Raw genomic sequence first — 11,312 nt, forward strand, 5'->3', positions numbered from 1 at the left:
AAAAATTTATCCGTGTCTAGAACGTCTGGAGCGTCTGTCCTAATTATGGGTAATCGTTAGGACATAATATACATAATATAAAGGAATTGTAGGGGCGACCCGCTGCAATAATGAACAGGAGAAGTGCCTAACTTAATCGGGTCGCCCGATATTCAATGAAAATCAATTCCCCATTACTTTGAGGTGGGCAAAAATTAGAAAAATGAACAGGAGAATTGTCTAACTTGATCGGGACGCCCGATATTCAATGGCTAAAATGGTGGATTAGATGTGACCATTGAATCGGGCGCACGTCAGTGCGCCCCTACAATTGCGGGGTTTGTTAGCCGCTGATTTGAGTTAGTTTGGGAACGGTTTGTTGGGTTAATTGCTGTACTAATAAGTTGAGAAACAAGCCCACATCAGTAACCACACCCAGAGACTCAACCGAACCGCGATCGCATAATTTGGTGACAACGGCGGGATTGATGTCTACACAGACGATTTGCACGCCTGCGGGGGTCATGTTGCCGACGCCAATGGAATGTAGCATGGAGGATAGCATCAGAATCATGTCCGCACCATGCAACAAACGGGCGTATTCCTGTTGGGCGACAACGGTATCGGTGATGGTGTCGGGTAGGGGTCCATCATCGCGAATGGAACCTGCTAAGGCAAAAGGTATCCCCTGTTTGACGCATTCGTACATGACGCCATGATTGAGGATACCTTGATCGACAGCCCGTTCAATAGTGCCACATCGTCGGATACAATTAATGGCTTGCAGGTGGTGTCGATGTCCACCGCGAACGTTAATTCCTTGTTGCATATCTACCCCTAGGGATGTACCAAACAAGGCTTGTTCGATATCATGAACCGCGATCGCGTTTCCACCGAGTAAGGCTTGTACGTATCCTTGGCGAATCAACGTGGCTAAGGCGTCACCCCCGCCTGTATGAATAACCACTGGACCTGCGGTAATGACGACTTTCCAGCCGCTTTCCCGGTAGGTGAGTAAATCATTAGCAAGACGTTCTACAATTAAACGGACTTGGCGTTCACTGGAGACGCCGGAGGACATGAAACTAAATTCGCGATCAGGTGGGTTGGCTGTGGTTTTATCCGGGATGCGAATCCCCTCTTCTCCAACAACCACCAAATCGCCAACCTCCAAATCCCGCAACAGTTTGCACTCAGCGGATAGGGTGGGGGTATAATTGAGTGCGATCGCGGCATCCATGCGCTGGTTTTTTACTCGTAACCATTCCCCGGCGATAAAGACATCTGTGGGGTAAATGGTTGTACCGTAAAAGTGGTCTGGGGCGACTCCGGCTTGGGTGACGGATGCGACATGGGCTTCTTCGGTATAGGAACAGAGGGACAATTGGGGACAATGAAGTAATTGAGTCATGATTCTTCTGTGATGAGTGTGAGGATGGAATTAGTGATCTTTGTTGTTTATGTGTCGGGTGTGTTAGCGCAGCCTAACGCACCTTTGCCACGATAGGTGGTGTAGCTAAACCCGCCCAGACTCAGGGTTCTAGACTTTCCGTGAACCATTAAAATTGGCGATGGGTTCAGTTAGGCGCAGGGTTAAACATTTGGCGGTTCCCCCGGATTTGAGAAATTCTGAAAGCGGGGTTTCAATGACTTGGAAACCGATGGTGGTTAAGCGATGTTTGAGTTCGTTACTGGCTTGGTGCAAGATAATCAAATTGTCGATATTCACCGCATTACAGGCAAAATTCTCAGCATCGACGGCTGATATCGGAATCCGCCGCGTTTTGGGGATGCGCTGTTCAATCAGGCGGTTGGAATGGTTATCGAAGGCGCGGGGATTATAGAGGAGATAGCCACCCGTTAACGGACAAAAGCAGGTATCCAGGTGATAAAATTTCGGATTAATCAGGCGTAGGGAGACAACCTCAATATCTAGCCAGGAGGCTAAGTAACCATGGGAATCGAGTGTAGACCGGAAGCCGTATCCCGCCCAGAGTAAGGCTTCTCCTCGGTCAAGCAGGGCGTCTCCTGCACCTTCAAAGGGTAGGTTGGGTGGGAGTTCATAGACAGTAAAGCCTTGCTGTTGGAAGTAAGCCTTAAAGAAGGGTTCTTCCCCCTGGCGTTGTGGATGACGGAAGCGACTGACAATGGCTTTATCTCCACGGATAACCCCGGCGTTGGCGGTAAAGACGAAATCCGGTAAACCGGGTTGGGGTGGGATGAGTTCTACGGTGGCGTATGAGTGGATACTGTGATACAGTTTTTGCCATTGTTGGAAGACGCGATCGCGTTGGGTTTGGTGCAGGTTGCCTTCCATCCAGGGATTGATAATGTAGTCCACGTCAAAGTAATCGGGACGACACATGAGAATGCAATTCGCATCTCTTTTTTGGAAGTGTTTATCTACTGCAATGGTTTCAAGCTCAAGGCTTTTCAATATGATGGTCATAACAAGTTGTTGGTAAAACATTATGCTCCGAATCCCTAGAGCAATTTCATATTTGCACTAACTTCGTTAAGGTAGTTATCTTGTGTGTAAAGATCTACTGTGTGTACAAAAATGCACATATAGAATGGTTACACCAGAACTTGTACACTAATGTGTATACACCTAGCCGAGTAGTAGCCTTGGATATTATGGAACAACAGAGGTTTGATGAAATATTTGATAACCTTACACCTTCACAGCGGAAGATACTGCGGTTGTTAGCACAAGGTCAGAAGGATAATGAAATTTCTGTATCTTTGAAAATTGAACCAGCAACTGTCAGAACACATGTTAAAAATATCTGTCGAGCCTTTGGCTTGAGAAATGAACCCGGTGAAAAGTACTCGTTGCGTCCTACATTGATTACTCTATGTGCCAAGTACAAACCTAATTGGGTGAGTAAGCACACTCTTACCAACTTGAATAATGTGGGAGTATTAGAAACACCCAACGCAGAAAAAATAAGATGGCAAACCAGTGACTCTTTGGTAGATCATGAAGCAATTGCAAGCTCTTACCACGATTTAGGAGAAGCACCCGATGTATTAATTTTCTTTGGACGCACGGAAGAGTTCGTCACTCTAAAGCAATGGATTGTCAGTGAGCGCTGCCGACTGGTGGCAATATTAGGTATGCGAGGGATTGGCAAAACTAGTTTTTCAGTAAAGCTAGTAAAACAGATTCAGGATGATTTTGAGTACATCATTTGGCGGTCACTTTTCAATGCTCCACCAATCACAGACATCTTGACTGATTTAATCAAGTTTCTGTCTAATCAACAGGAAACTGATTTTCCGAACAATATAGACTTCCAAATATCACGGTTACTACACTATTTGCGCTCGCACCGTTGTTTAATTGTTTTAGATAATGTTGAAGCAATTCTGCAGGGTGGCGACAGTGCTGGGCAATGCCAAAAGGGATATGAAGATTATGGTAAGCTATTTAGGCAAGTTGGTAAAATTTATCATAATAGCTGTTTATTATTGACAAGCCGAGAAAAGCCGAAAGAAATTGCTTTACTAGAAGGTAAAACAAGACCTATTCGTTCATTACTATTAAAAGGGTTAAATGAACTAGAAGGACAAAAGATTTTTACAGAAATTGATTGTTTTGCAAGTTCCGATGATGAATGGAAAGAAATTATCAATTTTTATGATGGCAATCCTCTTATTCTAGAGATCGTAGCTAAACACATTTATGATGTATTTAGAGGAAATATTGCAGGCTTTATAAGCTTAGGAAAGCAAGTTTTTAGTGATATATATGAATTACTCGATTGGCATTTTGAACGGCTTTCATGCTTGGAAAAACAGGTATTTTATTGGTTGGCAATTAATCGTGAACTTGTTTCAGTTTTCCAGCTCCAAGATGATCTTTTGTCATCAATAGCAAAAGAAAAAGTAACAGAAACTATACAGTCTCTACAACGGCGATTACCTATTATAAGAAGTATCAAAGGTTTTGCGCTGCAACCTGTACTAGTTGAGTACACATATAGAAAATTAATCAAGCAGATTTCCCAAGAGATTGTAACTGGAGAAATTGAACTCTTGAACAGTCATGCTTTACTCAAAGCTACTGCAAAAGATAACGTGAGGGAAGCCCAAGTTCGTCTTATTATTAAACCCATTAAGGATAAGTTACTGAATATTTTTAAAAACCAAAGCTATGTTGAAGATGCTCTGATTCAGATTTCAGATAAATCACGCCAGAAAAATCCTTTGGAGCCTGGGTATATTGGAGGTAATATATTGAATATACTGTGTCAAATAAAGACAGATTTGAAAGGTTATAATTTTTCTTTTATGACTATTTGGCAAGCATACTTACAGGGAGTAAATCTGCACGATGTAAATTTTGCTTATTCGGAGTTTGCACATTCTATTTTTACTCAAACCATAGGTAGTATTTTATCAGTAAAATTTAGTCCGGATGGAAAATTATTGGCTACAGGTGATGCTACTGGTGAAATTAGCCTGTGGCAAATTGCAGATGATCAGGGTTATAAAATATCAACCTGCCAGGGACATACTAACTGGATTTGGTCAGTTGCTTTCTGTTTAGATGACAATATCCTAGCTAGTGGGAGTTCAGACCAAACTGTAAAGCTTTGGGATATCAAAAACGGTCAATGCCTGAAAACGTTTAAGGGACATAACAACCGCGTTCGATCTGTAGCCTTTAGTCCTAAAGATAAAATTATGGTCAGTGGTAGTGAAGATAAAACAGTAAAAATATGGGATGTTAATACTGGTCAATGCTTGAACACTTTGCAGCAACAAAGCCGGGTCTGGTCAGTCACTTTTAACCCTACTGGTCAAATCCTTGCCATTAGCTGTGAAGATCATACTGTGAAACTATGGGATGTTAAGACTGGTCAATATTTCAAAAGTTTAAAGGGACACAAAGATTGGGTCAATACTGTTGTTTTCAGTCCAGATGGTAAAATTATTGCTACTAGCAGTCATGACCAAACCGTAAAGATTTGGGATGTCCAAAATGGTCAATGCCTCAACACATTTATAGGACACACTAATGAGGTAACTTCAGTTATATTCAGTCCTAATAGTCAAACTCTAGCTACTGGTGGAGCTGACAAAACTGTGAAACTTTGGCAGATCCAAAATGGTCGATGCCTAAAAACATTGAACAAACACACTAGCTGCGTGCGCTCCGTAACCTTTAGTCCTGACGGTCAACGCCTTGCCAGTGGTGGTGAAGACAGAACAGTAAAAATCTGGGATGTTAATACTGGTCAATGCTTAAACACTTTGCAGGGGTACATCAACTGGAACTGGTCAGTTGTTTTTAGCCCAGATGGTAAGATTATGGTCAGTGGTAGCGAAGACTATCAACTAAGATTATGGGAGGTTAAAACTGGTCAATGCCTTAATACTCTACCAGGACACACTAGTTGTGTTTGGTCAGTTGCTTGCAGTCCTGATAATCACATTATTGCTAGTGGTAGCGCTGACCGAACGGTTAAGCTCTGGGATATCCGAACTGGTCGATGCATCAAAACTTTGGTTGGTCACGCTGGTTGGATATTTTCCGTTGCCTTCAGTGCAGATGGTCAAACTTTGGCTAGTGGCAGTGAAGATCAAACCGTAAAGCTATGGGATGTCCGAACCGGGCAATGTATCAAAACTTTGGTAGGTCACGTCGGATGGGTGCGACCAGTAGCTTTCAGTGCAGATGGTCAAACTTTGGCTAGTGGTAGCGAAGATCAAACCGTAAGGCTCTGGGATGTCCGAACTGGTCAATGTCTAAATATTCTACAAGAACACACTAGCAGAATACGATCAGTGACCTTCAGTTCTGATAAGCATATCCTCGTTAGTGGCAGCGATGACTATACCTTGAAGGTGTGGGATCTGAGAACTGGTCAATGTCTGAATACTTTATCTGGACACACAAATTGGGTACAATCTGTAGCATTCTGTCCTGATAATCAAATTTTGGCTAGCGGTAGTAACGATAACACAATAAAGTTATGGAGCATCCAGAGTGGTCGGTGTCTAAATACTTGGCTGGAACATGCTGATGCAGTACTCTCCGTCGCATTTAGTCCCACTGGTAAACTTCTAGGCAGTGGGAGCCAAGATGGAACTATTAAAATTTTCGATATTAACAGAGGTGAGTGCATCAAAACTCTCCGATCCGAACGCCCCTATGAGAGAATGAATATCACTGGAATTAAAGGTTTAACTGAATCTCAGAAAGCTACCCTATTAAGTTTAGGAGCTATTAATGAGGAACTAGAACTCCCTATTTAAAAATATTTTATAAAATCAATTATTTTTTATTTAAGGTAGGAATCCTAATCTTAAATAAGAAGAATAATTAGATTTACCATTAAACCAAATCCGGTTTATTTTTCTTTTTTCAGTTCTTTTGAAGCTAGTTCTACCATGTAAAACTTTTGTGTTGTCAAGAATTAGTATTTGATTGCGCTTAAGTTTTAAAATAGTTTGATGTTGAGGATTAGAAATAAAATCTTTAATTAAATTAAATAACTTAACAGCTTGAGGTTTTACTAAAATTCGTGCAGCATGGTCTGACCGGAAAGCCATTTGTACTCGACCATTTTTATACTCAAAGACAGCTCTTGTAGCAGTTTTTTTATTTCTTGTTACCGTAAAAACATCAGGTTGAAATAACATTAAAATATCATTAGGAGCTATCTGATATAAATATTCATATATGAGTTTAGCATTAATCAACTGAGTTAAGCCACCGCGATTAGCTGCAATTTCGCACTGCATAGCTATTACTTTTGGTGGATTTGTTTCAAATGAACCATCAGTATGTAATGATAGTGTTTGATTAGTTGTATTGACATATTGAGGATTATTAAAAATTGGCATAATAGGTACTACACCGTCATTGCAAGAATGATCATGGTATACTATTTTTCCAAAAAAATTAGACAAATACAATAAACTTTCCCTATTTTTATAAATATCTTGGCACTCAATTATTAAAAAACCTGAATCATTAATAGTTTTTAACATAGACAAGCACTCTGTTTCTTGCATATGCATCACATTTTCCACTTTAATTGAAACAATATGTGGCATAATAAATTATATTTCACTAACATTTCATAAAATTAATTTTGCTTAATAATTTAATTGGATAAAAATAAATAATTCATCCTTTTATTTGACCATTATACCCCATTGCTCGTGCATTTACACCAAGTACACGTAGTAGTCCTTCTGAATCAGCATGATTGTAATTTCCAACAGCTTCAAGAGAAGAATTTTCTTGAGAATATAAGGAATGAGATACATGGTTAGCGGATAGAAAAGAGATATTTCCTTTATAAAGAGACACACCTATTGTTCCTGTAGCCAGTTCAGCTATGTGTTGAACAGCTTGAAGTGCCATCTGGGTAGTTAAATCAAACCAATAACCTTGATAAGTTTGTCTACCAATTAATTTGGATAGCTGATCAAAGAACTCGCGAGCACGCCGATCCAAAATTAATTGGAGCAACATTTCATAACAGGTGCCAAGTAGTTCCATACCGGGACTTTCATAAATACCGCGTGATTTGACTCCTACGAAGCGATTTTCAATCACATGAGTAGCGATCCCTATTCCATGCCGTCCACCAATTACATTTGCCTGAAGAATTGCATCAAGTAAGGTAACAGGCTGACCATTGATTATAAGTGGACGTCCATGCTCGAAGCGTACAACAAATTCTTCCGGTTTCTCTGAAGCATCTAACGGATGGCAACCCATAACAGGTTTAACAACATTGGCAGGAGTCGTAAGTGATTCAAGTAATCCTGCTTCGTGAGTTAGACCAAGCAAATTTGCATCTGTTGAGTAAGGTTCCTCCTTTGTGGCAGTTATGGGGAGCTTCCGTTCTTTACAGAAATCGATCATTTCGCTACGACCACGAAAACGCTTTAGAAAGGCTTCGTCACGCCAAGGAGCATACACTTCAAAATCAGGAGCAAGCATATTAGTTATAATCTGAAAACGAACTTGATCGTTACCACGTCCTGTTGCTCCATGGCTAAGGATAGACAATCCTCTTTTTCGCATTTCTGAAATAAGGGCTTTCACGAGTACACATCTAGCAATTCCGGTGGTGTTCCAGTAGCTTCCTTCATAGCGAGCTTGAGATTGTATTACATAAAGACCAAATTCTGCCAATAATTCCTGGGCGGATAACAAAACAAAATCATCTGCTCCGCAACTAAGCATTCGACAGCGAATAACTTCCAAATCTTTTTCATCAGGTTGTCCTAGGTCGGCTGTAAAACACACAACACGTACACCTTTATCTGTAAGCCAACGTGTTATGGTGCAACTATCAAGACCACCTGAACCAGCAAAAGCAATAGTTTTCCCTTTTATATCTTGAACATTCATGCCTGTTTTTCCTCTATAGGTGAATTACTAAACTGGTTTCGTAAAGATTTTAAGTAGTCGGACATAAATAAGCGGTACTACAGCATTTCTCAGTCTAGTGAGGTACCGTAACAAAACGATGTTAGCCTCTGTGAGCGCAAAAGTCTTATTCTCAATGTACCTCACCAGCATAGAAAACGCTGTATGTCAATACATAAAAACTATTGTAAACTTTGACGCCCAAGGATTTGAGCGATGTTTACAAAAAATACACAGTGCCGAAAACCTTTGTCCGACTACTTACAGATGGAGATTAGGTTTCAGCCCTTTAGGTTCATTATAATTCTACTTTCTCCTCAGAGTCAAAAAATTTGCTAGTCCGTTGCTTGGAATAATCCTGCTATCCCCTACCTGATCAGTCCCCGTCGCACCACTCTACTCAATAATAAACCGACATTTCGTTGGCATCCTGTAGCCAACGCCACCCGCTACAAGGTACGTGTTAGGGGTGAGGATGTAGATTGGCAAACTCACGTCAATGACACCGAAATAACGTATTCGGGTGAAACCCCCCTAACACCGGGCGTGTATTATTTATGGACAGTAGAAACTCGCGATCGCGGTTCGTTTGAGGAAAATATACCTGAACTTGGTTTCAGAATCCTGGATAGCCAAACCCAAGCCCAAATCAAGACAGCCGCCTCCCAAATTCTCGCCAATAATCAACTCAACCCGGAAGCCAAAGCCCTATCCTTGGTCAACCTTTACCTTAGCCACGACTTGAAACAAAACGCCATTGAAACCCTAGACGATTTAGTCAGTCAAGGAAACCCAACCGCCGCTATTTATCACCAACTGGGTAAACTCTATCGACAAGTGGGATTATCTCAGCTTGCCCTACAAAACTATCAGAAAGCCCTTGAACTCGCGGCTAGCCAAGATACCGATATTCCCGCCCTCGTTGCAGAAGACTTAAGCGAATTTTACACCGCATTGGGGGAAATAGAAAAGGCTAGGAAATGGTACAATCAAGCCCTAGCCCACTATGAAGCGTTAGGGGATGTCCAATGGGTGAATGAACGGTAAAAAGAAGATCGAACTTGATAACGAAAGTATTTCTACTTCCCCAGCTCCCAGACGCGCCATGGCACGTCTCTACATTGCTTCCCCTGCTTTTCAGCTTAAGTTGACACCAATGTATATAGCATTTGTAAATGAGTTGTAAACCTAGGAGGACTTTTCTTAGATTACTTAAAAACTCCGTATCTCTTTCCCCTATTGCCTATTGCCCATTGCCCATTGCCTTTTTATCAGGTTCCTGTGTTCACGACCCAAATGAAAACGCTATATCAACTCGCCCCTCACTTATTCACAAGATTGTTGTGTCCCATCGGGCAGAATGGCGTTACAGAGATTCGCTTGGTTAAGATTAGCCCCCTCTAGATTAGCCCCCCTGAGATTCGCCTCTTGTAGATTTGCCTTCTGCAAATTCGCCCCCGCTAAATTAGCATTACTCAAATCGGCTTGAAACAAGGTTGCTTCCTCAAAGTTCGTGTTTTGAAGGTCAGAATTGTACAGGCTTGCACCACTCAGATTCACATTGCGGAAATTTGCTCCGTTTAAATTAGCATTAAATAAATTAGCACCCCGTAGTTCACGTTCCTCAGCCCCTTGATTCACAATTTCCCAAACCAAACGCCATTTGGAGTCAAGGGTCGTCTCTTCATTAATTTTTGCAGTTCTCAGATTAGCATTTTCTAGATTAGCCCCAGCTAAATTAACATTTCCGAGTTCGGCATTCCTTAAGTTGGCATTGGTTAAATCGGCATTACTCAGGTCAGCATAGCGCAATTCCGTATTAGTCAACTGAGTACCTTGCAGATTAGCGCCTCGTAAGTTGACAATAAATAAATACGCTTCAGCTAAATTCGCATTTTCTAAATTTGCGTTTTCCAAATTCAACCCTTCTAAATTCGCACCTGACAAATCCGCCCCTGCTAACGCTTGTCCGGCAATTCCTTGATTAACCAACTCCCAAACAAATAACCATTTGTCATTCAAAACCGTTTGACTATTAAATTGGGTTCCCCTTAAATCGGTGCGAAATAACTTGGCATTTTCTAAGTTAGCGCCTTTGAGGTTTACCCCTCTTAATGAGGTTCCTTCTAAATTAGCGTCACCGAGATTGGCTCCTTCTAGAGATGCATTAGCTAATTTAGCCTGTCTTAAATCGGTTTCCTGTAAATTGCTACGAGTCAGATTAGCATTCTGTAATGAAGCATTCATCAGGTTTGCTTTCCGCAAATCGGCAAATTGTAAGTTAGCATTCTGGAGATTAGCGTCTTCTAAATTCGCCTCTTGTAGATTAACTTTAAGAAGTTTAGACCGAAATAAATTAGCGTTAGCGAGTCGAGCATTCCGGAGATCTGCATCCTCTAAATTTGCCCCAGAAAGTCGGGCTTCCCGTAAGTCAGCTTCTCTTAAATCGGCTTCAACTAAGTTAGCACCTTCAATATTGAACCCCCTGAGATTCCGCTTCCTCAAACGCACTCCCCGCAGATTACAAGTCGGACATTCTCCTTCATCTAAAAGCTTTTCTACATCTTGATCCTTGGCGGCTTGCACGGAATTGCTGAGACATAGCAGGGTAACTAGAGCGATAGTTGTAAAGCTGGTGGCTAACGGGAGGGTTTTGATCGTGGATAAACGCATAGAATAGTTAGTATAGATAAGTATTTACTATAGCAATCTTAAATTGTATTGTACAAATCCTTCCACCTGATCAGGGGCTACGAGTTATACAGGTTAGTGCGATCGCGCCTTTAATCAAAAGCCTGTAAACCCCTTTGGCTACAGATGCAGCGGGGTAGCAAGAGAGAGTGCGATCGCCTAAGTCAGCCATGGATTCTCTGGCGGCGGAACTCTACCCTTTTCCCGTAATATTGGTAATCAATTTTAAACCAGCAGGTAA

The 11,312-nt window shown here is 41.5% G+C and carries 7 protein-coding genes; 2 read left to right on the plus strand and 5 right to left on the minus strand.

What is annotated here, in order from left to right; genetic code table 11:
• Nucleotides 1–322: 322 nt before the first annotated feature.
• A complete protein-coding gene (locus RID53_RS06945; protein WP_446387421.1) occupies nt 323–1,390 on the minus strand; it encodes an ornithine cyclodeaminase in 1,068 nt (355 codons plus the stop codon).
• Nucleotides 1,391–1,519: 129 nt separating this feature from the next.
• Nucleotides 1,520–2,428 carry a dimethylarginine dimethylaminohydrolase family protein gene (locus tag RID53_RS06950; RefSeq protein WP_446387422.1) on the minus strand — a complete coding sequence of 303 codons (909 nt, stop codon included), beginning with the start codon at nt 2,426–2,428 and terminating at the stop codon, nt 1,520–1,522.
• A 188-nt stretch (nt 2,429–2,616) separates the two neighbouring features.
• Here RID53_RS06950 and RID53_RS06955 point away from each other — a divergent pair, with 188 nt between their 5' ends.
• The gene (locus tag RID53_RS06955; protein ID WP_446387478.1) at nt 2,617–6,246 is read left to right on the plus strand and encodes a WD40 domain-containing protein; all 3,630 of its coding nucleotides are present in this window, start codon (nt 2,617–2,619) and stop codon (nt 6,244–6,246) included.
• Nucleotides 6,247–6,276: 30 nt separating this feature from the next.
• Here RID53_RS06955 and RID53_RS06960 read toward each other — a convergent pair whose 3' ends face one another.
• Nucleotides 6,277–7,050, minus strand: coding sequence for a TauD/TfdA family dioxygenase (locus RID53_RS06960; protein ID WP_446387423.1), 774 nt, complete (start codon nt 7,048–7,050; stop codon nt 6,277–6,279).
• Nucleotides 7,051–7,123: 73 nt separating this feature from the next.
• Nucleotides 7,124–8,362 (minus strand): argininosuccinate synthase, encoded by a 1,239-nt coding sequence (gene argG / locus RID53_RS06965; protein WP_446387424.1) that lies wholly within the window; start codon nt 8,360–8,362, stop codon nt 7,124–7,126.
• Nucleotides 8,363–8,926: 564 nt separating this feature from the next.
• On the opposite strand from argG, the gene RID53_RS06970 reads away from it, so the two are divergent.
• The gene (locus tag RID53_RS06970) at nt 8,927–9,427 is read left to right on the plus strand and encodes a tetratricopeptide repeat protein (protein ID WP_446387425.1); all 501 of its coding nucleotides are present in this window, start codon (nt 8,927–8,929) and stop codon (nt 9,425–9,427) included.
• 279 nt (nt 9,428–9,706) lie between these two features.
• Here the strand turns inward: RID53_RS06970 and RID53_RS06975 are convergent, their stop codons facing one another.
• Nucleotides 9,707–11,053: a pentapeptide repeat-containing protein gene (locus RID53_RS06975; RefSeq protein WP_446387426.1), complete on the minus strand. Its 1,347-nt coding sequence runs from the start codon at nt 11,051–11,053 to the stop codon at nt 9,707–9,709.
• Between the last annotated feature and the right edge of the window lie 259 nt (nt 11,054–11,312).

Source organism: Coleofasciculus sp. B1-GNL1-01 (genome assembly GCF_040220235.1).
Taxonomy (GTDB): domain Bacteria; phylum Cyanobacteriota; class Cyanobacteriia; order Cyanobacteriales; family Coleofasciculaceae; genus Coleofasciculus.